Genomic DNA, 23,718 nt, shown 5'->3' with positions numbered 1-23,718 from the left:
GCCCATCGAGCACGGGCCTTTTCGACTGGTGAAATTCGGGCTGGGGAGAGTGATTCGCGAAATGCCATATTGGGTCCGCACCCAGCACCGTGACATACGAGGAGCATCGAAATGGCAACCCAGGAGCTTCTGCTCGACCCGACAGGGATGGAGGACGGCGCGCTCGACAGCACGCTCTCCCCCCGGCCCGTGAGCCTGCGAGGACTGACCATCGGTCTTCTCGACAACACGAAGCCGAACGCGACCATGCTGCTCGACGAGATCGCGCGGGAACTGCAGACCCTCCATGGCGCCGGCGAGGCGAAGCTGTACACGAAGGACTACTTCGGCACGCCGCTCAGCCAGGCCCTCGTGGAGCAGATCGCCGAGGAATGCGATGTCGTGATCACGGCAGTGGGCGACTGCGGATCGTGCAGCGCAGCGACTGTGGCCGACGGCATCCTCCTCGAACGCGCCGGTGTACCGACCGTCAGCATCACCTCCGACTCGTTCTTGATGTCGGGGCGGGCGATGGCGCAGGTGCAGGGCTTTCCGGGCTTCGACTTCTATGCCGTCCAGCATCCGATGGCCAGCCTGACCGCCGAGCAGGTGCGCGAGCGCGCGCTGACCGCGATGCCCGAAGTACTGCGAATCCTGGGAGTGGAAGGCTGATGATGAGCACGACGACACTGAATGACACCTCTGTACCCGAAGTGGAAGTCGATCGACTTCGCGAGGTTCTGGAGTACTACTGGACGAAGGAGTGGACCGACGGGCTCCCGGTCGTCCCGGTCACGGAGTCCTATCTCGACCGATTCCTGGCGACCGTGCTGCGCGATCCCGAAGAGGTCCTCTTCACGATCACCCACCTGAATCGGCACCTCACGATCCGGCTGGCGGCGATCAACGCCGCCATGGCCGGCTGCCTTCCCGAGTACTTCCCGGTGGTCGTCGCCGCGTGGGAGGCGATCGCCCAGGAGCCCCACCCGGCCCGCGGCATCTGGCAGAGCACCACCGGCACGGCACCGTTCCTGGTCGTGAACGGCCCCATCCGTCACGAGATCGATCTGAACAGCCAGGGCAACATCTTCGGGTCCGGCTTCCGGGCGAATGCGACCATCGGTCGGGCCATCCGCCTCGGCTGCATCAATGTGTTCGGCCTGCACCCGCACAAGCTCGACCAGGCGACGCAGGGCACCCCGGCCAAGTACTCCTCGTGCATCGCCGAGAACGAGGAGCAGAGCCCCTGGCCGCCGCTGCACACCGAGTACGGCTTCGACGCCGCCGACAGCGTGGTCACCGCCTACGTGATCCGGTCGGTGATGCACATCGAGGCTCGGCACACGATGGAGCCCGAGCAGCTCGCGATGGATTTCGTCGACAGCATCCGGCGCACCGGTGCGCTCATCCACGAGTACACGAGCGCCCTGCTGGTGCTCGTTCCCGAGCATGCCGAGGTCTTCGCCTCGGCCGGGTGGAGCAAGGACGACCTGCGCGCGTTCGTGTTCGAGCACAGCGTGCGTGACCGCTCGGAGCTGGTCGAAGTGGGCAAGGACGCACTCTCGCACAAGACGCGGTGGCGCCTGTCGTCCGAGCACCCGGACTCGATGCCGGACACTGCCAGCGGATCGGATGAGCCGGACCTCGTCCGCGTCCTCAGCCACCCGAGCTCCATCCAGATCATGGTCGCCGGTGCGAACAACGCCGGTGTCTCCGCCGTCGTCGAGATCTTCACCCTGAACCCGCCGCGCGAGAACCCGTTCTCGTACAGCAAGGTCGGGGGCGCGGCATGAGCGAGCTCGTCGACTCCGCCACGGTGGACGCAGCGCTGCTGCAGTTCACCGAGATGATGGCCACGGACGGCTACGTGCTCAGCTGGTCGCTGTCCGGCGAGGCGGCGGTCGTCGTGCGCATCGATGCCACAGCCGATGCCTGCGCCGACTGCCTGGTGCCGAAACCGGTGATAGAGGCGATCATGGCCTCGGCTCTCGAGTCGACGCCGTACTCCCTCGACCATGTCGTGCTCCCTGCCGGTGGTCACTAGAAGCGGCGACAGTGGGCGGCGCTCCGGCGCCGCCCACGAGAGGAAAGCGTGAAGCTCACAGACGAGGAACGCTCGATGCGCGACGGCGACGAAGGCGACGCCGTCGCGGCGGCGATGGATCTGCTGATCCGGTACGGCGAGGCGCTCGGAGCCGAGCGACTCGTCGACACCCGTAACGTCGCAGGCACGATGACTCAGCCATCCCCGGCGAAGGCCAAGCTCGTGGAGGAGGGCGGCTGGGCGCGGGCGTACGCCGTGATCAACCTGGACTGCGATCGAGAGATCGAGATCCCGCGAATGAAGGTGCCGACGTGCCAGCTTCAGCACGGATTCGGAGAGGATGCGGCGGGCCTGTCCGCGTATCCCTCGGCGTCGATCGAGCTGCAGGGAAGTGCGGAGTCGTACTTCAGCGAGCGCGGAGTCAACATCCTCGCGACCTGCACGCCCTATCAGGTCGGCAACCTGCCGGTCAGGGGAGAGCACTGCGCGTGGATGGAGTCTTCGGCTGTCGTCTACGCCAACTCGGTGCTCGGCGCGCGCACCAACTGCGAAGGGTCGGCGTCGACCGGCGCGGCCGGATTGACCGGGAAGATCCCGTACTGGGGCAATCATCTGCCGGAGAACCGCTTCGCCACGCACCTGGTGCGCGCCGACGTCGACGTCGACAACTTCCAGGAGTGGGGGATGTTCGGGTACTTCGTGGGCGAGACGGTGGAGGAAGCCCGACCCGCCGTCGTCGGATCGCTGATGCAGCCCGATCTGGCCGATCTCAAGCACTTCGGCGCAGCGACGGCCACCTCGGGCGGCGTCGAGCTCTTCCACATCCCCGGGATCACCCCGGAGGCGCCGACCCTGGAGGCCGCCTTCGGCAGTTCGATCGTGCCCGAGCCGATCACCTACGGGGCGCGCGAACGTCGCTGGGTGTACGACACGCTCAACGGGCAGGGCACGAGTACCGAAGTCGACTTCGTCCTCCTCGGGTGCCCGCACGCCTCGCTCGATCAGGTCGCGCGCATCGCGCAGCTCCTGGAGGGTCGACGACTTCATGCCGACACCGAGCTGTGGGTAATGACTCCCCACGCGCTGCGCACCATGGCCGACCGCAACGGCTACACGCGGACCATCACGAGGGCCGGCGGGCACGTCCTCACCGACTCCTGCCCGGCCATGTCGAAGGCCGCCCCGCCCGGAACACGGGTGTTCGCGACGGACTCCGCCAAACAGGCGCACTATCTTCCGGCGATCCTGGGCATCGAGGCATGGTTCGGCACGCTCGACGAGTGCATCGATGCGGCCGTGACGGGTCGCTGGCGTGGCGGGTTGCGCGCATGATGGAGCTGCAGGGGCGCGGCATCGTCCCCGGCGTCGTGGAGGCGGAGGCTCTCGTGACCCGGGACGCGATCTCGGGCTTCGGCGGCATCGACGTCGCCACCGGCACGGTGATCGAGCCGCGACACGAGCTCTTCGGCATGTGCTTCACCGGGAAGGTGCTCGTATTCCCAGGCGCGAAGGGCTCATCGGGGTGGTCCGGATTCTTCCAGAGCACCCGGCTCATGGGCACCGCGCCGGCCGCGATGATCTTCCAGGTGGTGACGACGAAGGCGGTGCTGGGCGCGATCGTGACACGGGTTCCGACCGTGGTCGAGGTGGCTCCAGACCCGCTGAAGACGATTCGGACGGGTGATCTCGTCCGCGTTGATGGAGACTCAGGAGTCATCACCATCCTGAGCGCACGACCCGAGCGCAGTGGCATTTCATCCAATGAAAAGGTCCGTAGAGGCCGCACACCCGAGTAGGCAGACTCATTCTGCCGCCCGCGATGCAGCGGGCAGAATCGATCCGACACAGGAGTCAGGAATGATGAGAGCAGCCGTGACAGACCACATGACACGATCCCCGAAGCGGCGGTGGGCGCGAGTCGCCGCAGCCGCAGTCGCGGCCGGTGCGCTTGCCCTCTCGGCGTGCGCGAGCCCCAGCGCGACGCCGGGGAGCACGGACAGCGGAGCGCCCGAAGCAGACCTCACCAAGATGGTCGTCGTCACCTTCCTCCCGCTCGAGTCCTTCACCTTCACCCCGGAGATGTTCGCCTACGCAGGCGGCTACTTCGAGAAGCACGGCCTGGACGTGCAGCTGCAGCCGGTGCAGGGCACGGCCGCAGCCATTCAGACGCTCTTGGGCGGTGCGACCCCGATCACCCGCGCCAGCACCGTCGACGTCTTCCCCGCGATGGAGAAGGGGCAGCCGATCGTCGCCATCGGAACGATGGCGTACAAGTCGAACCTGCGCGTCGTCTCCGTCGACTCCAACCCCATCGAGTCCACAGAGGCCATGGAGGGCACGGTCATGGGGATGGGCTCGATCGGCGGGACGAGCGAGAAGATGCTCAACCTCGCCCTCGACACGGCCGATGTGCCCCGTGATTCGGTGACGCGCCAGGCGGTCCCGGTGACGGGAGCGACCTTCGAACTCGTCAAGCAGGGCCAGCTCGACGGCTACATCGTGAGTCTGGACACGTCGATCGCGATCGAGGGACAGAACGACGACGCGGTCATCGACGACGCCGGGCTCGGCGACGCACCCGACCTCCAGACGTGGATCACGACGCAGTCCAACCTGGAGAACCCGGAGCGGCTCGCGCAGATCGAGGCCTTCCTCGCCGCCATCAAGGAGGCGACGCAGTTCGTCATCGACGACGCCGCCAACGACTTCGAGAACGTGTTGAAGATCATGCGCGACAGCGGGGACTTCAAGTTCGCCGCGCTCGACGACGACAAGGTCGCCAAGGCCGCCCTGGAGGTCTACACGAGTCAGACGTGGATCGATCAGACGGGTGAACGCGAGCTCCTCGAGAACGACTTCGAAGGGTGGCAGTCCGCCTACGACCTGTACGCGAAGTCCGGGCTGGTCGAAGGCGGCCAGGACCCGATGAAGTGGATCACGGACGACTATCTCCCGACCGACTGATCGCACACACCCGCTCATGCCCGTTCGGCCGGCTCCCGGCCGAACGGGCACGGCCCCCATCACGAGAGGTATCGCCCGATGACGAACGAGACACTCATGCCCCCAGCGCCACGTGTCACGACCACAGAAAAGCCGCGGCTGCACATCCAGAACGTCGGTCGCGACTTCCACACCAAATCCGGTGTGACGCACGCGGTATCCGGGGTGGACCTGACCATCCGGCGCGGCGAGTTCGTCGCCGTGATCGGGCGATCCGGCTGCGGCAAGACCACGCTCCTGCGCATGATCGGCGGCCTGCTGGCGCCGAGCGCCGGCACGATCGAGGTCGACGGCAAGTCCCTGTGGCGCGGAAGCAACGTCGAGCCGTCCGCCGTGACGAAACTCGGATTCGTCTTCCAGGAGAGCAACCTCTTCCCCTGGTTCTCGGTGCTCGACAACATCGCGCTTCCGTTGAAGCTGCGCGGCGTCGCGAAGGACGAACGGCGTGCCCGCGCCGCGGAACTGGCCGCTCTCGTCGGACTGACCGGGTTCGAGCGGTCATACCCCCGGGAACTGTCCGGTGGCATGCGTCAGCGTGCCGCCATCGCTCGCGCCCTCAGCACCGAACCGGAGCTGCTGCTGATGGACGAGCCGTTCGGCGCGCTGGATGCACTCACCCGCGAGCGCATGAATCTCGAGCTCCAGCGCATCGTGCTCGAGACCAATTCCACCGTCGTCTTCGTGACGCACGACATCCCGGAGGCGGTGTTCCTCGCCGACCGCGTCGTGCACATGACGCCGCGCCCCGGGCGCATCCGTCAGATCCTTCCGGCGGACTTCCCCAAGCCACGAACCGTCGACGTGCAGACGACGCCGGAATTCAACGAGATCGTGCGGATGCTGCGCCACGACCTCGACGAGGAGGACTGAGATGACCCCGCGAACTCTGAAAATGCTCCCGTGGATCGTCACGCCGTCGCTGGTGATCCTGATCGTCTTCCTGTGGTGGGCGATCGTGACGTTCTTCAACGTGAACCCGTTCATCTTCCCGCCGCCGCAGGCCGTGGCCGAGTCGTTCGTGCAGCTGCTGTCCGAGCCGCAGACCTGGTCTGCCGTCGTGGTGACGGTCACCGAAGTGGTGATCGGCTTCGCGATCGCCGTGGTGCTGGGCGTCGTCGTCGGCGTGGTGCTCGGCAAGGTGCCGTGGCTGGAAGTCAGCCTCCGCCCGCTGATCGTCATCGCCCAGGTGGCCCCGAAGGTCGCCTTCGTCCCGCTGTTCGTGATCTGGTTCGGCTTCGGACTGACGTCCAAGATCGTGCTGGCGGCGCTCCTGGCGTTCTTCCCGATCATGCTGAACGTGCTGCTGGGTGTCCGCTCGATCGAGCAGGGGCACCGTGAGGTGATGCAGAGCCTCAACGCGACCAAGAAGCAGACCTTCCTGCAGCTGGACGTGCGAAGCCTCCAGCCCTACCTGTTCGCGGGCATGGAGGTGGGCATCGTGCTGGCGACCATCGGCGCGATCGTCGGTGAGTATCTCGGTGGCAACAACGGGCTGGGCAACATGGTCGTCTCGGCGATGAACTCCCTGGATGCCGCGAGAACGTTCGCGCTCATCCTGTTGCTGTCGCTGATCGGTCTCGTCCTGTACCTCATCGTGAACGAGGCCAAGCGGTTCGTGATCCCCTGGCACGAATCCGTGTACGGGCTGCGCAACGTCACCGCCTAGCGGGAATCTCGATCGCTTCGCGTTGCGATCCCTAGGATGGGATCGCAACGCGAAGCGCAGGTGTATCCGGACGGTGGCATGGCAATGGCGGATGACAGGTCACGCGATCGCATCCAGAGCATCGAGCGGGGGATCGAGGTCCTCCGCGCGTTCGGCGGGCACGACGCCGTCCTCAGCGCGAGCGAGATCGTCGCGAAGGTGGGACTGCCCCGGCCGGTGGTGCGGCGCATCCTGCTGACCTTCGAGCACCTCGGCTACGTCCGCTCGCAGCACGGGGTGTGGAGCCTGACTCCCCGCATCCTCGAGCTCGGTGCCGGGTACTTCGGTGCGGCTTCCCTCCCCGAGATCGCCCACCCGATCATGAGCGACCTCGTGGAGAGCACGGGGGAGACGTGCAGCGTCGGCGTGCTCGACGGCACGGACGTGATCCACGTGGCCCGTGTCGAGGACCGCCGCCCGCTGCCCGATGCGGTGCGGGTCGGGATGCGCCTGCCGGCGCACGCGACCGCCCTCGGGAAGGTGCTGCTGGCGAGCCTGCCGGAGGTGGCCCTCGACGACTACTTCGCGACGGCGCCGCTCGAACGGCACACGCCCCAGACCATCACGGATCCCGCCGTGCTGCAGGCGCGGTTGGCGGGCGTGCGCTCTCGCGGCTATGACGTCTCGGTCGAGGAGCTGCACCCCGGAATGGTGGCCGCCGCGGTCCCGATCCTCGTCGACGGTGAGCCCGTCGGCGGGCTCACCGTCTCCTCCACGACCGTGCGCGCGTCGGAGCAGTCGCTCATCGAGGACGTCGTGCCCGCCCTCCGCGATGCCGCCGCCCGCGTGGCCCGCGCGTATCGGAACGCGAACCCTCAGCTCTACCGCACGACCTCCCGCTGACCACGCGCCGGTTACCGGCGCGTGGTCGACGTGTGCGTCGGGTCAGACCCGAACGCGGGCGGGCAGGTCCGTGCCGAGATATGCGCCGGTCGCCGTGAGGCGGGACTGCAGCTCGCGGATGTCGATGTCGGCCGCGCTGGTGCCGCCGGATAGCGCCAGATCGGCGGCGATGCCGGCGGCCTGACCCATCACGAAGCACGGACCAGTGACGCGACCGGACGACTGACCGCCCTGCGTCATCGAGGCGCACCGTCCCGCGACGAGGAGGTTCTCCACGACCTGGGGCAGCAGCATCCGATACGGAAGCTGGTTGTAGCCGCGCGAGTCCTCCGGAGCGAAACGGAAGTCGACGTCGCCGGCGACGTGGGCTTCGACCGGCCAGCCGTTCACGCCGATCGTGTCGTCGAAGTCGGCGCAATCGAGCACGTCGTCTTCGGTGAGTTGGTATGGCCCGACGATGCGCCGGGTCTCGCGGATGCCGATCGAGGGGGCGATGTCGACGACGTAAGAGTCCTGGAAGCCCGGTGTCACCGCCTTGATGAACGCGAACGTGTCCTTCACCTGCTGGCGGCCCTGGATCTCCCCACGCGTCAGCTGGTGCACATCCGTGCCATCGACGGCCGAACCGTCGGCGTTCGAGAGCTGCGTGAGGTTCGAGCGCCACTCCAGCGGGTTGCGCTGTGGACGGACGATGGGCTTCTTGCGCGGGAAGCGGTGCGTGCCGGCCGCCTCGGCGTCCTCCATGATGCGGCGGATCGTCTTCCAGGCCTCACCGGCCTCGTCGGGGTGCACGCCGTTGATCCGGAACATGAGCGACGGGAACATCAGGTGCTCGGACCGCTCGTACGGCGCACCCGACCAGGCGGCGAGGTCGCCGTCGCCGGAGCCGTCGATGAAGAACCGTCCGCGCACGGCGCCGCGACCCGACTTCGACTCGACGATCACCGCGTCGATCGTCTCGGTGTCGGACATGACGACGTCGACGACGGACGCGTGGAACAGCAGCTCGGCCCCGCCCGCGAGGACGAGTTCGTCGGCGGCGATCTTCAGCACCGAGATGTCGTAGGCCAGGGCCTGGATGCGGTTGTCCACGGACAGGTGCGGCTCGTTGAGACCGTCCATGGCGGCCATCCGGTCGAGCAGTTCGTCCAAGTAGCCGCGTACGACGCGATGGTCCTCGCCGTACACGCGTGCGTGCAGACCGCAGAACGTGCTGAGCCCGCCCATCGTGCCGGCCCCGCCGAGGAACCCGTAGCGCTCGATCAGGAGCGTGGAGCGCCCGGCGCGTGACGCCGCGGTGGCCGCGAACAGACCGGCCGGGCCGCCTCCGACGACGACGACGTCGTACTCGCCGATGACCGGCACGTCCTTCGCGGGCAGGTGGATGGTGTCGTTGCTCATGCGTGCTCCGTGAGGGGGGTGAGGGATGCGGCGGCCGCGGCATCCGTGAGGCAAGGTCCGGCCGGCCGGGCGCAGAGCACTGCGCCGCAGCCCAGCGGCTGGACGAGTTGTTCGTACTGGTCGAGCATCCCGCCACCGCTGTCGCGGTCGGCCGGCGGTGCATACGACGGTCGGGCGGCGAGCACGGATGGGTCGACGAGAAGGTCGAGCCGGCCGGATGCGAGGTCGATGTCGATGATGTCGTCGTCCTGCACCCGCCCCAGCGGCCCGTCGGCGGCTGCCTCCGGCGACACCTCGCCCACCGTCATCCCCTGGTTGACCAGTCCGCTGAACTGGCCGTCCGTGACCAGGGCGACACTGTGGGCGAGGCCCTTGGCGTGCAGCGCGAAGATGAACGCACTCGTCAGCCCCATGCCGGGGGCCCCGGCGACACCGATGCCCCGGATCACCGCCACGTCACCGGCGCGGAGCCGGCCGTTCGAGATTCCCGCGATGGCTTCTTCCCGGTTGCCGAAGATGCGGGCGGGTCCGGTGAAGCGACGTGGTCCAGGATCCGGGACCGGGCGTTTGGCGACGGCACCGCCGGGTGCGAGGGTGCCTCGGAGCACCGCGATCGCGGGGTCGGTGCCGAACGGGTCGCCGATCGGGCGGATGATCTCCCCGTCGGCGGGCGCCGCAGCGGCTGCGTTCTCCGCAACGGTGCGGCCGGTGACGGTCAGCTGGTCGCCGTCGAGGAGGGGCAGCAGCTCCCGGAGGACGGTCGCGCCACCGCCGACGTCTTCGAACTGCTCCACGAGCCACGGGCCGTTGGGGCGGACGGACGCGAGCAGCGGAGTGTCGCGGCCCATTGTGCGGAACGCCTCCCACACGTCGGTGTCGAGTCCGGCCTCGACGGCGATGGCCTGCAGGTGCTTGATCGTGTTGATCGAGCCGCCGACGGCGAGCATCGTGCGGACCGCGTTGCGGATCGACCCGTCGGTGATGATCGAGCGCGGACGGATGTCGCGTTCGATGAGGTCCACGAGGGCGGCCGCCGAGCGGCGCATCGAATCCCACATCCGTTCGCTGTTCGCGCGCACCGGCGCTGCGCCGGGCACCGCCATGCCGAGGGCCTCGGCGACGATGTGCATCGAGTTGGCGGTGGCGAGTCCGGCGCATACCCCTGGGCCGAGGATCGCATCGTCGGCGAGCTCTTCGAGGTGATCGGTCGGTTCGCCGGTCACGGCCGCCTTCGCCGCGAGCAGGAACACCTCTTCGACATCGGCCTCGCGCCCTTCGGCCAGACCGGAGTGCTGGTAGCCGCACGGGATGATCACGGTCGGGATGTCGAGGCGGCCGGCCGCCATGAGGTGCGCGGGAGTGGTCTTGTCGCACGAGCTGAGGCAGATCATCGCGTCGAGCTTCGCGCCCTCCACGGCCGCCTCGATGTCGTTGACGATCAGATCGCGGCTCGGCAGGATGTAGCGGCCCGCGCGACCGGCACTCGTGACGAAGTCGCTGGGGGCGACGGTGCGGATCTCGAACGGGAGCACGCCGAGCGTGCGCAGTTCTGCCTTGAGCGCGACGGCGATCTCGTCGAGGTGGGCGAAGCATGCGGCCAGCTCGGACGATGTGTTGACGATCGCGACCTTGGGCTTGGTGAGGTCCTCGACCGGGATGCCGAGCGATCGCCACTGCGCTCGCCGGGCGATGCCCAGTGCTGAGGTGGGGGGCAGATTGCTGCGCAGCGCTCGGGGGGCATCGCTTGTCGTTTCGGGCATCATCGTCCTCGTTTCGTGCGGTGTCGGCGCTTCACGGAATGGGATGCGCGACATGGCAAGTGTACGCATTGCGATCATGCGGACGCAATGCGTACATTGAGCGAACGTGGCAGTGCGCCGGACTCCCGTCGACCGTTCCTACTCGAAGACGGTGATGAAGCGCTCGTGCCAGCCGGTCGCGCCGTCGGGCACGACGTCGGCGTGCGCCTCGGTCTGCAGCTCGCCCGCTTTGCTGGTCGCCCGGCAGCGCAACAGGTGGTCGCCGACGGTCGCCGTCCACGGCAGCATCCACTGCACCCAGGTGTCGTTCGAGATCGCGGTCGCGAGGGTCGCGCCCTTCCACGGGCCGTCGTCGATCTGCACCTCGACCCCCGCGATGCCGACGCCCTGCTGCCAGGCGACTCCCGCGATCACCGTGTCGCCGGCCTTCAGCCCCTGCGCCTTGCGGGGGACGTCGATGCGCGACTCGAGCTTGATCGGACCGCGCTCGGACCAGCCGCGGTCGGTCCAATAGGCCGTGGCATCCGCGAACCTCGTGACCTCGAGCTCGGTGACCCACTTCGTCGCGGAGACGTAGCCGTACAGGCCGGGGACGACCATCCGGACCGGGAAGCCGTGCTCGGGCGGGAGTGGCACGCCGTTCATCCCGACAGCAAGAATCGCCGCGCGTCCGTCGGTCAGCACCTCGAGCGGAGTGGACGCCGTGAACCCGTCGACCGAGCGGGAGAGCACCATGTCGGCGCTCGCCGTCGGTCGGGCGCGGGCGAGCAGCTCGCGGATCGGGTAGCCCAGCCACAGCGCGTTGCCGATCAGTTCGCCACCGACCTCGTTGGACACGCACGTCAGCGTCGTGACGCTCTCCTCGAGCGGCAGCGCGAGAAGCTCGGCCCAGGTGAGAGTGACCTCTTCCTCGACGAGCCCGTGGATGCGCAGGCTCCAGTCGGCCGGGTCGACCTGGGGCACGAGCAGGGCCGTGTCGATGCGGTAGAACGATCCGTTGGGCGTGATCACCCGCGCGAGGCCCGGGATGCTGAGCTCCGCGCCCGCCGGAATCGCCGGTGCCGTGGTGGCCGGGGACGGGAGCCGGATCGCCGTGCGGACGGCCTCGACGCTGCGCGCCCCCGCCCGCAGCGCGGCGCCGCCGATGGTCGCGAGCACCCCGACCGCGATCGCCCCGCCGCTCCACAGCAGGAACTTCCGCCGGTCCACTCCGGCTCCTTCGCCCGAAACGTGGCCAACGGTTGTACCCGGGTCGGTTTTGGTCGCGTTCGCCGCGTCTCGCGAGGCGCGAGCGCGGTCGCGGGAGCGGCGGAGGAGGAAGGACAGGGTCAGGGCCGCGGTGATGCCGGCGAGGGCCGAGGGGATCCACGACAGCAGCCCGGCGTCGGCGCGGGTCATCGCCGCAACGCCGCCGCCGGCCGCCACCACGACGACGAGCGTGATGCCCCACGGCGGAAACCGCTGCTCGAGCATCCCCGCCACGGCCGCCGCGAGCAGCAGCACGATCCCCATCCCGGTCAGCAGCGCGATCTTGTCGGCCGTGCCGAACAGAGCGATCGCCGATTCCTTGGCCCAGGCCGGGGCGAGGTCGATGAGCGCAGAGCCGATCGCGGCGAACGGGCTCGCGCCGGGGGACAGCATCGCGGCGGACAATTCGCCCACCCCCGCGCCCAGCACGACGGCCGCCACCCCGGCGAGAGCGCCGTCGAGGCGGCGCGCCTTCACTGCGGGCATCGCCACGCGTCGAGCCTACGCGCGCCGGGTCACACCCGTCCTGGAACGGCGAAAACGGATGCCGCGGCATCCGTCCGCCCTTCATCGATCGCGTCCATCCGGAGCCCGCCGCGCCCGGCGGACAGGGCCGAAACACTGACGCAACATGGCCCGGACTAGGCTCTCCCCATGGGTGATCTGTTCGATGGGTACGGCTCCACTTTGGCGCCCCGCAAGACCAGGTCGGGCATCCCCGCGTACGACGAGATGTTCGGCAATCCGGAGCACCCGGGCGCGGCCGCGGAGTCGCGCACGGCGTACCGCGAGCTGTACCAGACGCTGGCGCAGATGACCCAGGATGAGCTGCGCGGACGCACCGAGTCGCTCGCCAGTTCCTACCTCGCACAGGGGGTCACCTTCGACTTCGCGGGCGAGGAACGGCCGTTCCCGCTCGACGCCGTTCCGCGCATCATCACGTTCGAGGAGTGGTCGCGCATCGAGGCCGGCGTCAAGCAGCGCGTGCGCGCGCTCGAGGCCTTCCTCGACGACGCCTACAGCCACCAGCACTGCGTGCGCGACGGCGTGCTGCCCGCCGGACTGATCGCGTCATCCCAGTACTTCTACCGCCAAGCCGCCGGCATCCACAGCGCCAACGGCGTGCGCATCCAGGTGTCGGGCATCGACCTGATCCGCGATGAGCACGGCGAGATGCGCGTACTCGAAGACAACGTCCGCGTGCCGAGCGGCGTCAGCTACGTCATCTCCAACCGCCGGGTCATGGCACAGACCCTGCCCGAGCTGTTCGTCTCGATGCGCGTGCGTCCGGTCGGCGACTACCCGAACAAGCTCCTCGCCGCTCTGCGCGCCTCGGCCCCCGCCGGCATCGAGGAGCCCAACGTCGTGGTCCTCACGCCGGGTGTCTACAACTCCGCGTACTTCGAGCACACGCTGCTCGCGCGCCTGATGGGCGTCGAGCTCGTCGAGGGCCGCGACCTCCTCTGCGCGGGCGGCAAGGTCTTCATGCGCACCACGCGGGGTCCGCGCCGGGTCGATGTGATCTATCGCCGCGTCGACGACGAGTTCTTGGACCCGCTGCAGTTCCGTGCCGACTCGATGCTCGGGGCTCCGGGCCTCATGCTCGCCGCACGCCTGGGCAACGTCACGATCGCGAACGCGGTCGGCAACGGCGTCGCCGACGACAAGTTGCTCTATACCTACGTGCCCGACCTGATCCGCTACTACCTCGCGGAGGAGCCGATCCTCAAGAACGTCGACACCTGGCGGCTGGAAGACCCCGCCGCTCTCGAGGAGGTGCTGGACCGCCTGCCCGAACTCGTGGTCAAGCCTGTCGACGGCTCCGGCGGCAAGGGACTGGTCGTGGGTCCGGATGCCTCGCCCGCCGAGCTCGAGAAGCTCCGGCAGCAGTTGCTCGCCGACCCGCGCGGCTGGATCGCGCAGCCGGTGGTGATGCTCTCGACGATCCCGACCCTCGTGGAAGACGGGATGCGCCCGCGCCACGCCGACCTCCGCCCGTTCGCGGTCAACGACGGCGACGATGTCTGGGTGCTGCCCGGCGGGCTCACGCGTGTCGCGCTGCCCGAGGGGGAGCTCGTGGTCAACTCGAGCCAGGGCGGCGGGTCCAAGGACACGTGGGTCATCGGCGGCTCGGCCCCTTCGCACGTCGAGTACGGCCAGGGCAACGGTCTCGCCGGCCTCGTCGCCGACCAGGCGGCGACGGTCACCGAAGCCATCGCCATCGTCTACGACGGACAGCCCGAGGTCACCCACTCTCCGCAGGACCGCCCGCGCACGCGCGGCGAGCAGCAGGAACAGCAGCAGCAGGCCGCGCGCGACGAGACAGGCATTTCACCGAAACGGCAACCGAGGGTCGAGACAGTGGGTAAACCCCACAGTCTCGACGTCCCACTGCGGTCTCGCGGCATCGAAGGCGGTGCAGGATGCTGAGCCGCATCGCCGAGAGCCTGTTCTGGATCGGACGCTACATCGAGCGCAGCGACGGGACCGCCCGCATCCTCGACGTCCACCTGCAGCTGCTGCTCGAGGACCCGTGGATCGACGAGGACACCGCGTGCCGGTCGCTGCTCAGCGTCATGGGCAGCTCGCCGCCGGAGGGCGTCGAGTTCGTGCGCCGCGACGACGTGCTGCAGCGCCTCGCCGTGGACCGGATGAACCCCGCCGGCATCGCGTACTCGCTGACCGCCGCCCGGGAGAACGCCCGCCGGGCACGCGAGATCGTCTCGACCGAGCTGTGGGAAGTCCTCAACACGACCAACGCACGGATGCCGCGGCGACTGCAGAGCGAGAAGGTGCACGAGTTCTTCCAATGGGTGCGCGAGCGCGCCGCGCTGGCCGTCGGCATCGTCGACTCGTCCACGAGCCGTGATGAGGCCTGGCAGTTCTTCACCCTCGGTCGCAGCATCGAGCGCACCGACATGACCGCACGCCTGTTGGCGACGAGGTCGCTGACCGAGGCATCCGGACCGTCATGGACGACCATCCTGCGATCGTGCGGCGCCTACGAGGCGTACCTGCGCACCTACCGCGGCATGCCCAGCGCCCGCAACGCGGCCGAGTTCCTGCTGCTGGACCGCCTCTTCCCGCGGTCGATCATCTACTCGATCTCGCAGGCCGAGCAGTGCATGAGTGCCATCGACCCGCGCGCCGACCGCGTCGGCCACTCCAATACGGTGCTGCGCGCCCTCGGTCAGATCCGCAACGACCTCGAGTACCGTCCCGTCAACGAGATCCTGAACGAGCTGCCGGAGCACATGCAGCGGGTGCAGAACGTGACGCGCGAGGCATCCGAGGCCATCCGCTCGCGGTTCTTCCCGACGCAGGCCGAGCCGAGCTGGATCGGGGAGATCTCATGAAGCGCTTGCGTATCGAGCACCAGACCGGGTTCTCGTACCCGGGCGAGGTGACCGCGTCGTACAACGAGGCGCGGATGCTGCCGGGCTCGACCGACAGCCAGTTCGTGCTGAGCTCGTCGCTCGACATCGACCCGTCGACATCGGTGAACCAGTACGTCGACTACTTCGGCACCCGCGTCGCCGCATTCGACGTGCTCTCGCCGCACTCGTCGCTGCAGATCACGGCGCGCAGCCTCGTCGAGGTGCGCCCGCGTCCGCTGGAGCACGTCGACCTGACGTGGGAGGCGCTGGCCGCCGAGGCGTCCGGCGCCATCGGCACGGTCGAGCAGCTCACCCAGACGGGCCGCACCCGCCCGCACGCCGAAGTGGCCGAGATCGCCCGGACGATCGCGGGTCGGCACGACCACCCCGGCCGCGCCGCGTTCGAGATCGCCACGCGGATCGGCGATGAGGTCCAGTACATGACCGGCGTCACCGGTGTGCACTCCACTGCGAGCGAGGCGTGGGAGTCGCGCAAGGGCGTGTGTCAGGACATGGCGCACATCACGCTCGGGGCCCTCCGCGAGGTCGGCATCCCGGCGCGCTACGTGTCGGGCTATCTGCACCCGAAGCCGGACGCCGAGGTCGGGGAAGCCGTCACCGGCGAGTCCCACGCCTGGGTGGAGTGGTTCGCCGGCGAATGGCAGGGTTTCGACCCGACCAACAACATCGAGATCGGCGACCGCCATGTGCTCGTCGGCCGAGGCCGCGACTACGGCGACGTCCCGCCGCTGCGCGGTGTGTACGCCGGACCCTTCAAGTCGAACCTGCACGTCAAGGTCACGATCACCCGCGAGACGTAGGCCGGCGGATGGCGCGCAACTGGGCGGGCACGTACGAGTACACGGCTGCCCGCATCGTCGAGGCCACGACGGAGGAGGACGTCCGTCGTGCCGTGGCCGCAGGCGGTCGCGTGCACGCGCTCGGCACCGGGCACTCCTTCACCGACCTGCCCGACACGACGGGCACCCTCATCGGCGTTCGCGGGCTCGAGGGCGGCTTCGCGCTGGACGAAGACGCCCGCACGGTCACCGTCGCGAGCGGCACCCGCTACGGCACGCTGGCGATGTGGCTCGACGCGCGCGGCTGGGCGCTGCACAACATGGGCTCGCTGCCGCACATCTCGGTCGGCGGAGCCACGGCCACCAGCACCCACGGCTCGGGCGACGGCAACGGCGTGCTCTCCACCGCGGTCCGGAGCATCCGATACATCGGCGCTGACGGCGACGCGCACGAGGTGCGCCGCGGCGACGCCGACTTCGATGCGCTGGTGGTGGGAGTCGGGGCGTACGGGATCGTCGTGGCGCTCACGCTCGACGTGCGACCCAGCTTCCGGGTGCGGCAGGACATCTACACCGGGGTCAGCTGGGATGCGGCGCTCGCCGATCTCGCCGCGCTCACGAGTGCCGGCTACAGTGTGTCGATCTTCACGCGTTGGGAGTCGCACTCGGTCGATCTCGTGTGGGTCAAGTCGCTCATCGAGGCCGACACGGCTGTTGTCGCGGACGACCTGCTGGACGGTCGTCGCGATCCCGCGGTGCACTCGCCGCTCGGCGAGGAGTTCATCGTCACCGACCTCGGTACCCCGGGATCGTGGACGCAGCGGCTCCCGCACTTCCGGCTCGACAGCGAGCCGTCTTTCGGCGACGAGATCCAGAGCGAGTACTTCGTGCCCCGGGCGGATGCCCCGGCAGCGCTGAACGCGGTGCGGGCGTTGGCTGACCGCATCCGTCCGCTCCTCATCTGGAGCGAGCTGCGCACCGCGGCGGCCGACGACCTCTGGTTGAGCCCCGCGTACGAGCGTGATGTGCTGGCGATCCACTTCACCTGGCGCAACGCGCCAGACGCTGTGGCCGCCGTGATCCCGGCGATCGAGGATGCGCTGGCACCGTTCGCCGCCCGGCCGCACTGGGCCAAGTTCCACACGTTCGACGCGGCGGCTCTGAGGCGGGTGCATCCGCGCCTGGCCGATGCACGAGCGGTGTTCGAGCGACTCGACCCCGACGGGCGATTCACCAACGCACACCTCGAACGCGTCGGACTGCGGTCCTAGCCCGCCCTGGCGTCAGCCGGCGCGCGGTGCGTAGCGGAGGGGCGCGTGCGTGCGGGCGACCAGGTCGCGCAGAGCCTCGAGCGAGCCGTCGATGAACCCCAGCGCCCGTGCCTGAACGAGAACGTTGCCCAAGGCGGTCGCCTCGACCGGACCGGCCATGACCGGCATCCCGGCGCGGTCGGCGGTGCGCTGGCAGAGCAGCGCGTTCAAGGCGCCGCCGCCGACGATGTGGATCGTGCGCGCGTCGACACCGCCGAGTGCCGCGGCGCGGGCGGATGCCTCGGCGAACGCCTGCGCGAGGGACTCGATGATGCTGCGCACGTACTCGGTGCGGGTGCGCGGTGCGGCGAGGCCGTGCTCGGTGCACCAGGCGTCGATGCGCGCGGGCATGTCGCCGGGCGGCAGGAAGCGGGGGTCGTTGATGTCGAACACCGGCACATCGCGTTCGACCTCGGCCGCGGCATCCAGCAGCGTCGTGAGATCGGCGGGGTGCCCTTCGCGCTCCCAGCCGCGCAGCGTCTCGCTGAGTACCCACAGGCCCATGACGTTGTGCAGCAGGCGCACGCGCCCGTCGACACCGCCTTCGTTCGTGTAGTTGGCGGCGACCGCCTCGGCGGTGAGGACGGGCGTCTCGACCTCGACGCCGACGAGTCCCCAGGTTCCGCAGGAGATGTAGACCGCGGCATCCGCCTCCATCGGCACGGCGACGACCGCGGATGCGGTGTCGTGCGAACCGACGGCGGTGACAGACGTGGTGGTCGTCGCACCGATGGATGCGGCGACCGTGGGATCCAGCAGCCCGAGCCGCTCGCCCGCCGAGATGAGCGGGGGAAGGATCCCACGAGGGAAGCCGAGCGCGGCGACGAGCTCGGCGTCCCACTCGCTTTCCGTGACATGCAGCAGGCCGGTGGTGGAGGCGTTCGTGCGCTCCGCTCGAGCGATGCCGGTCAGCCAGTACGCGACGAGGTCGGGGATCAGGAGCGCGGTGTCGGCGAACGCGAGCTGATCGGTGGGCTCCGCGGCGAACTGATACACCGTGTTGAACGGCAGGAACTGCAGTCCGTTGCGGGCGAAGAGATCGGCGTGCGGCATCCGCTCGTGCACCGATTCGACGCCGCGCGCGGTGCGCTCGTCGCGGTAGTGGAAGGGGGCGCCGAGGAGACGTCCGTCGCGCAGGAGGCCGTAGTCGACGGCCCACGCGTCCACACCGATGCTCGCGATTCCGGGCTCCTCGCGGAACGCGGCGCGCAGACCTGCGGTGGCCGCACCGTACATTCCGAGCAGGTCCCAGTGCAGACCGTCCAGCGTCTGCACGGGGCTGTTCGCGAACCGCGCGATCTGCCGCGTCTCGAGAGCATCGGGACCGACTCGTCCGAGGATGACCCGGCCGCTGGTCGCGCCTAGGTCGATCGCCGCGACGTGGCCGGTGGCGCTCATCGCAGGAAGGCCGCGGCGACGCCGGAGTCGACCGGGATGTGCAGGCCGGTGGTGAGCTGCAGCTCGGGTCCGGTCAGGGCGATCACGGCGTTGGCGATGTTCTCGGGCAGCACCTCGCGCTTGAGGATGGTGCGGTTCGCGTAGAACTGGCCGAGGTCCTTCTCGTCCACCCCGTAGGTCGCGGCGCGGTTCGCGCCCCAGCCCGAGGCGAAGATACCCGAGCCGCGCACGACGCCGTCGGGGTTGATGCCGTTGACGCGCACGCCGTGCTCGCCGAGCTCGACCGCGAGCAGCCGCACCTGGTGCGCCTGATCGGCCTTGGTCGCGGAGTACGCGATGTTGTTCGGACCGGCGAAGACGGAGTTCTTCGACGAGATGTAGATGATGTCACCGCCGAGCTCCTGCTCGATGAGCACCTTCGCCGCGGCCTTCGAGACCAGGAACGAGCCCTTGGCCATGACGTCGTGCTGGAGGTCCCAGTCCGCTTCGGTGGTCTCCAGGAGAGGCTTGGACAGCGAGAGCCCGGCGTTGTTGACGACGAGGTCGAGCCCGCCGAAGGCGAGGACCGCGTCATCCACGGCCCGCTGAACGGCCGCGGCATCCGCCACGTTCGCCGCGACGCCGACCGCGACATCCGCTCCGCCGATCTCCGCCGCCGCAGCCTGCGCCTTGGCCAGGTCGAGGTCGGCGATGACGACGCAGGCGCCCTCGGCCGCCAGGCGGACAGCGATGGCCTTGCCGATGCCGGAGGCGGCACCGGTCACGAGCGCGATGCGGCCCGCGTGCGTCTTGGGCTTCGGCATCCGCTGCAGCTTCGCCTCTTCCAGCGCCCAGTACTCGATGCGGAACTTCTCGGCATCCGAGATCGGCGCGTAGGTCGACAGCGCCTCGGCGCCGCGCATGACGTTGATCGCGTTGAGGTAGAACTCGCCGGCGACGCGTGCGGTCTGCTTGTTCGCGCCGTAGCTGAACATGCCCACGCCGGGGACGAGCACGATCAGCGGGTCGGCCCCGCGCATCGCGGGCGACGCGGCATCGGCGTGCGACTCGTAGTAGGCGGTGTAATCGGCGCGGTAGGCCTCGTGCAGCTCCTTCAGGCGGGCGACGGATGCCTCCACCGAGGTGTCGGCCGAGACATCGAGCAGCATCGGCTTGACTTTGGTGCGAAGGAAGTGGTCGGGGCAGCTCGTGCCCAGCTCGGCGAGGCGCGGGGCGGCCTCGGAGGCGAGGAACTCGAGCACGCGCGCGTCGTCGGTGAAGTGGCCGACCATCGGCTTGTCGTGGCTCGCGATGCCCCGGATGGTCGCGGCCAGCGCGGATGCCTTCGCCCGGCGCTCGCCGGACTCCAGGGCGCCGAACCCGGCGCGGGCGGCGCCGAACGGGTCGGCCGCGCCGTGCGCGTCGATGTACGCCTGGGCGGTTTCGATGATCCAGAGCGAGTTGGCCTCGGCCGCATCGGAGGTGTCGCCCCACGCGGTGATGCCGTGCCCGCCGAGGATGCAGCCGATCGCGTCCGGGTTCGCGGTCTTGATCGCGGCGATGTCCAGCCCGAGCTGGAAGCCGGGGCGGCGCCACGGCACCCACGCGACCTTGTCGCCGAAGATCTTCGCGGTCAGTGCCTCGCCGTCGGCGGACGTCGCGATCGCGATGCCGGAGTCGGGATGCAGGTGGTCCACGTGTGCGGCATCCACCAGCCCGTGCATGGCGGTGTCGATCGACGGCGCCGCCCCGCCCTTGCCGTGCAGACAGTAGTCGAACGCGGCGACCATCTCGTCCTCGCGTTCCAGGCCCGGGTACACGTCGACGAGCGCCCGCATGCGGTCCAGCCGCAGAACCGCGAGTCCCTGCTCGGTGAGCGTGCCCAGGTCGCCGCCGGATCCCTTGACCCACAGCAGCTCGACGGGCTCGCCCGTGACCGGGTCGACCTCGGTGCCCTTCGCCGAGGTGTTGCCCCCGGCGTAGTTCGTGTTCTTCGGGTCGGCGCCCAAGCGGTTACTCCGCGCGATGAGCTCGGCGGCGGTCGGGTTCGTCATGAGATTCCTTCGATCTGGGGTTCGCCTGTCACATTCTGCGAGCTGCGGCGACAAGTTGCGACGGGGGAGCGGGATGCTGCGGGGTTCGCCTGTCGCGATCTGCCGGTCGAAGCGACCGATTGCGACAGGCGAGCTGGGTGGTGGGCGCCCGGTTCGACCGTGGGGCTAGGCGCCCCAGCCGGCCTGGACGCCGCCGACGCGCTCGGCTTCGATGCGCTCCTGGTAGCCGGACGCGGCGAAGGCTGCCATCGGGTCGGCGGGCAGGCCGCGCTCCTCGCGCCACGCCGCCAGGGCCGGGCGCACGTCGGTGTAGAACGCGTCCATCAGCACGGCGTTGGCCGCGAGCACGTCGCCGGAGCGCTGCGCCGCGATCAGCGCCTCGCCGTCGACGAGCAACGCGCGGGCGGTCATCTCCTGCACGTTGAGCACGGAGCGGATCTGGCCGGGGATCTTCTTCTCGACGTTGTGGCACTGGTCGAGCATGAAGGCCACGTCGGGGTTGTTCAGGCCGCCGCCGCGGATGACCTCGAACAGGATGCGGAACAGCTGGAACGGGTCGGCCGCGCCCACGATCAGGTCGTCGTCGGCGTAGAAGCGCGAGTTGAAGTCGAACGAGCCGAGCTTTCCGAGGCGCAGCAGCTGCATCACGATGAACTCGATGTTGGTGCCCGGCGCGTGGTGGCCGGTGTCGAGGCAGACCAGCGCACGCTCGCCGAGGGCGGCCACCTGCACGTAGGAGGTACCCCAGTCCGGAACATCGGTGTGGTAGAACGACGGCTCGAAGAACTTGTACTCCAGCACGAGGCGCTGGTCGCCGGTGAGGCGCGCGTAGATCTGCTGCAGCGACTCGTGTAGGCGGTCCTGGCGGCCGCGGAGGTCGGCCTGGCCCGGGTAGTTCGAGCCCTCGGCGAGCCAGATCTTCAGGTCGCGCGAGCCCGTGGCATCCATCACGTCGATGCACTCGAGGTGGTGGTCGATCGCCTTGCGGCGCACGGCGGCGTCTTCGTGGGTGAGGGCGCCGAACTTGTAGTCGTCGTCCTGGAACGTGTTCGAGTTGACCGTGCCGAGCTTCACTCCGAGGTCCTCGGCGTGACGACGCAGGACCGAGTAGTCCTCGACCTTGTCCCACGGGATGTGCAGCGCGACGGCCGGGGCCAGCGCCGTGACACGGTTGACCTCCGCGGCATCCGCGATCTTCTCGAAGGGGTCGCGGGGCGTGCCGGGCGTGGCGAACACCTTGAAGCGGGTGCCGGAGTTGCCGAACGCCCACGAGGGCAGCTCGATGGCCTGCGCACTCAGCTGGGACTGGATCTCGGGGGACAGCGTCGTCATGATGCGGAGCTTTCGTTCTGGGGGTGGTTCGGGACGTCAGCGGAGGCCGCCAACTGGTCGTGCAGGTTGAAGACCTCGGTGAGGGGTGTGGCGGCCTGGTCGGCGCGGCCGTCGAGGTCGACGAAGAACTCGGCCATCGAGGCCTCCCAGCGCGCGGCGACGGGGGAGGCGGCCAGGTAGGCGCGGGCGGCTTCGTCGTCTTCGGTCTCGTAGTAGCCGAACAGCCGGCCGCCTTCGCCGAGGAAGATCGAGTAGTTGCGTCGACCGGCGGCGTCGATCTCGGCCAGCATCTCCGGCCAGACCGGGGTATGGCGTCGGATGTACTCGTCGATCAGCTCTGGACGGATCAGCAGCTGAAACGCGACGCGGGTCATGGCACTCCTTCGTGAGGCTCGCAGGGATAACGTCAGTGAATCGATCCAGGGCATGAATCGTTTCAAACGATAATGTGAGCATCAGGATTCGTCAAGATGGGTCGAAATGTCAGTGAGTGTCAAAGACGTCGCCGCCGCGGCATCCGTTTCGGTCGGCACCGTCTCGAACGTGCTCAACCGTCCGGACAAGGTTGCGCCGGCCACGGTCGCGCGTGTGCACGCGGCCATCGAGAAGCTCGGCTTCGTGCGGAACGACGCCGCGCGGCAGCTGCGCGCCGGTCGCAGCCGCAGCATCGGCCTGATCGTGCTGGACAGCGCGAACCCGTTCTTCGCGGAGGTCGCGCGCGGTGCCGAGGAGCGTGCGGCGCTCGACGGCATCTCGATCCTGCTCGGCAACAGCGACCAGAACCCGGTCCGTGAGAGCGCGTACCTCGATCTGTTCCGCGAGCAGCGGGTGAACGGCGTGCTCCTGACCCCGCACGATCTCGACAACGCGGTGCTGCTGAATGCCGGCATCCCGCTGGTGCTTGTGGATGGCGAGCTCCCCGGCGGGCAGGTCCCCTCGGTCGCGGTGGACGACGTCGAAGGCGGGTACCTCGCGGTCGCGCACCTGCTCGAGCTCGGCCGTCGGCGCATCGCCTTCGTCGGTGGGCCGCTGTCGATCAGGCAGGTCGCCGATCGCCTCGCCGGTGCCCGCCGCGCGCTGGCCGAGGTGCCCGGTGCGAGCCTCGAGGTCATCGAGCTCGAGGCGCTGACCGTTCTGCGCGGGAGCGAGGCGGGCGAGCGGATCGCGCGCCTGCCCGCCGAGGAGCGACCGGACGCCGTGTTCGCGGCCAACGACCTGCTCGCGGTCGGTGTGCTGCAGGGCGCCGCGATCATCGGCGGCATCCGCGTGCCGGACGACCTCGCCATCATCGGCTACGACGACATCGACTTCGCGCAGTCCACGGTGGTTCCGCTGTCGTCGGTGCGTCAGCCGGCGAACGACATCGGCAGGACGGCGGTCGACCTGCTGTTCGCGGCGCTGGCCGATCCGGGCGCTGCGCCCCAGCACGTGCGCTTCCGTCCGGAGCTCGTGGTGCGTGCCTCCACGGCTGGCGCACCGGCCTGA

Annotated in this window: 21 protein-coding genes; 14 read left to right on the top strand and 7 right to left on the bottom strand. The window is 69.1% G+C overall.

All coding sequences use genetic code 11. The annotated features are described in order from the left end of the window. Nucleotides 1–111: 111 nt before the first annotated feature. From ASD65_RS09565 to ASD65_RS09525, 9 genes are all read left to right on the top strand, one after another. Entirely contained in the window at nucleotides 112–651 is a 540-nt protein-coding gene (locus ASD65_RS09565) for a UGSC family (seleno)protein (protein WP_056221666.1), read from the top strand. A gap of 2 nt (nucleotides 652–653) precedes the next feature. Continuing rightward, nucleotides 654–1,772, top strand: coding sequence for a hypothetical protein (locus ASD65_RS09560; RefSeq protein ID WP_156378825.1), 1,119 nt, complete (start codon nucleotides 654–656; stop codon nucleotides 1,770–1,772). Next, a complete protein-coding gene (locus ASD65_RS09555) occupies nucleotides 1,769–2,023 on the top strand; it encodes a hypothetical protein (protein WP_056221660.1) in 255 nt (84 codons plus the stop codon). The genes ASD65_RS09560 and ASD65_RS09555 overlap by 4 nt, the downstream gene beginning before the upstream one ends. Nucleotides 2,024–2,071: 48 nt before the next feature. Next, a complete protein-coding gene (locus tag ASD65_RS09550) occupies nucleotides 2,072–3,355 on the top strand; it encodes an aconitase X (RefSeq protein WP_056221657.1) in 1,284 nt (427 codons plus the stop codon). Next, nucleotides 3,352–3,819, top strand: coding sequence for an aconitase X swivel domain-containing protein (locus ASD65_RS09545; RefSeq protein ID WP_056221655.1), 468 nt, complete (start codon nucleotides 3,352–3,354; stop codon nucleotides 3,817–3,819). The genes ASD65_RS09550 and ASD65_RS09545 overlap by 4 nt, the downstream gene beginning before the upstream one ends. An 88-nt stretch (nucleotides 3,820–3,907) precedes the next feature. Next, nucleotides 3,908–4,987: an ABC transporter substrate-binding protein gene (locus ASD65_RS09540; protein WP_056221652.1), complete on the top strand. Its 1,080-nt coding sequence runs from the start codon at nucleotides 3,908–3,910 to the stop codon at nucleotides 4,985–4,987. 96 nt (nucleotides 4,988–5,083) lie between these two features. After that, on the top strand, nucleotides 5,084–5,896 hold the full coding sequence (locus ASD65_RS09535) for an ABC transporter ATP-binding protein (RefSeq protein ID WP_082561894.1): 813 nt from the start codon (nucleotides 5,084–5,086) through the stop codon (nucleotides 5,894–5,896). A gap of 1 nt (nucleotide 5,897) precedes the next feature. Next, nucleotides 5,898–6,692, top strand: a complete 795-nt coding sequence (locus ASD65_RS09530) for an ABC transporter permease (RefSeq protein WP_056221647.1) — start codon at nucleotides 5,898–5,900, stop codon at nucleotides 6,690–6,692. A 36-nt stretch (nucleotides 6,693–6,728) separates the two neighbouring features. After that, on the top strand, nucleotides 6,729–7,574 hold the full coding sequence (locus ASD65_RS09525) for an IclR family transcriptional regulator domain-containing protein (protein WP_056221644.1): 846 nt from the start codon (nucleotides 6,729–6,731) through the stop codon (nucleotides 7,572–7,574). Nucleotides 7,575–7,616: 42 nt separating this feature from the next. Here ASD65_RS09525 and ASD65_RS09520 read toward each other — a convergent pair whose 3' ends face one another. The 3 genes from ASD65_RS09520 to ASD65_RS09510 form a co-directional block, all read right to left on the bottom strand. Further along, complete coding sequence (locus ASD65_RS09520; protein WP_056221641.1) at nucleotides 7,617–8,975, bottom strand: FAD-dependent oxidoreductase; 1,359 nt, start codon at nucleotides 8,973–8,975, stop codon at nucleotides 7,617–7,619. Next, nucleotides 8,972–10,735 (bottom strand): dihydroxy-acid dehydratase domain-containing protein, encoded by a 1,764-nt coding sequence (locus tag ASD65_RS09515; RefSeq protein WP_082561893.1) that lies wholly within the window; start codon nucleotides 10,733–10,735, stop codon nucleotides 8,972–8,974. Before ASD65_RS09515 ends, ASD65_RS09520 begins: the two co-directional genes overlap by 4 nt. A gap of 138 nt (nucleotides 10,736–10,873) precedes the next feature. Further along, the gene (locus tag ASD65_RS09510; protein WP_056224714.1) at nucleotides 10,874–12,469 is read right to left on the bottom strand and encodes a molybdopterin-dependent oxidoreductase; all 1,596 of its coding nucleotides are present in this window, start codon (nucleotides 12,467–12,469) and stop codon (nucleotides 10,874–10,876) included. Nucleotides 12,470–12,637: 168 nt separating this feature from the next. Here ASD65_RS09510 and ASD65_RS09505 point away from each other — a divergent pair, with 168 nt between their 5' ends. From ASD65_RS09505 to ASD65_RS09490, 4 genes are read left to right on the top strand one after another with little or no spacing between them, the layout of a single operon-like run. Then, entirely contained in the window at nucleotides 12,638–14,413 is a 1,776-nt protein-coding gene (locus tag ASD65_RS09505; protein WP_235566648.1) for a circularly permuted type 2 ATP-grasp protein, read from the top strand. Continuing rightward, complete coding sequence (locus ASD65_RS09500) at nucleotides 14,407–15,339, top strand: alpha-E domain-containing protein (RefSeq protein WP_056221636.1); 933 nt, start codon at nucleotides 14,407–14,409, stop codon at nucleotides 15,337–15,339. The genes ASD65_RS09505 and ASD65_RS09500 overlap by 7 nt, the downstream gene beginning before the upstream one ends. Then, nucleotides 15,336–16,181 carry a transglutaminase family protein gene (locus ASD65_RS09495; protein ID WP_056221634.1) on the top strand — a complete coding sequence of 282 codons (846 nt, stop codon included), beginning with the start codon at nucleotides 15,336–15,338 and terminating at the stop codon, nucleotides 16,179–16,181. The genes ASD65_RS09500 and ASD65_RS09495 overlap by 4 nt, the downstream gene beginning before the upstream one ends. Before the next feature lie 8 nt (nucleotides 16,182–16,189). After that, nucleotides 16,190–17,431, top strand: coding sequence for a D-arabinono-1,4-lactone oxidase (locus tag ASD65_RS09490; RefSeq protein ID WP_056221632.1), 1,242 nt, complete (start codon nucleotides 16,190–16,192; stop codon nucleotides 17,429–17,431). A 12-nt stretch (nucleotides 17,432–17,443) separates the two neighbouring features. Here ASD65_RS09490 and ASD65_RS09485 read toward each other — a convergent pair whose 3' ends face one another. From ASD65_RS09485 to ASD65_RS09470, 4 genes are all read right to left on the bottom strand, one after another. Further along, nucleotides 17,444–18,868 (bottom strand): rhamnulokinase, encoded by a 1,425-nt coding sequence (locus ASD65_RS09485; RefSeq protein WP_056221629.1) that lies wholly within the window; start codon nucleotides 18,866–18,868, stop codon nucleotides 17,444–17,446. Then, nucleotides 18,865–20,901 (bottom strand): bifunctional rhamnulose-1-phosphate aldolase/short-chain dehydrogenase, encoded by a 2,037-nt coding sequence (locus ASD65_RS09480; protein ID WP_056221627.1) that lies wholly within the window; start codon nucleotides 20,899–20,901, stop codon nucleotides 18,865–18,867. Before ASD65_RS09480 ends, ASD65_RS09485 begins: the two co-directional genes overlap by 4 nt. Before the next feature lie 165 nt (nucleotides 20,902–21,066). After that, the gene (gene rhaI / locus ASD65_RS09475; protein ID WP_056221624.1) at nucleotides 21,067–22,233 is read right to left on the bottom strand and encodes an L-rhamnose isomerase; all 1,167 of its coding nucleotides are present in this window, start codon (nucleotides 22,231–22,233) and stop codon (nucleotides 21,067–21,069) included. After that, nucleotides 22,230–22,607, bottom strand: a complete 378-nt coding sequence (locus ASD65_RS09470) for an L-rhamnose mutarotase (protein ID WP_056221623.1) — start codon at nucleotides 22,605–22,607, stop codon at nucleotides 22,230–22,232. Before ASD65_RS09470 ends, rhaI begins: the two co-directional genes overlap by 4 nt. A gap of 106 nt (nucleotides 22,608–22,713) precedes the next feature. On the opposite strand from ASD65_RS09470, the gene ASD65_RS09465 reads away from it, so the two are divergent. Continuing rightward, a complete protein-coding gene (locus tag ASD65_RS09465; protein WP_056221620.1) occupies nucleotides 22,714–23,718 on the top strand; it encodes a LacI family DNA-binding transcriptional regulator in 1,005 nt (334 codons plus the stop codon).

This window comes from Microbacterium sp. Root61 (assembly GCF_001427525.1).
Taxonomy (GTDB): Bacteria; Actinomycetota; Actinomycetes; order Actinomycetales; family Microbacteriaceae; genus Microbacterium.
This window is presented reverse-complemented; position numbering and strand designations above follow the sequence as displayed.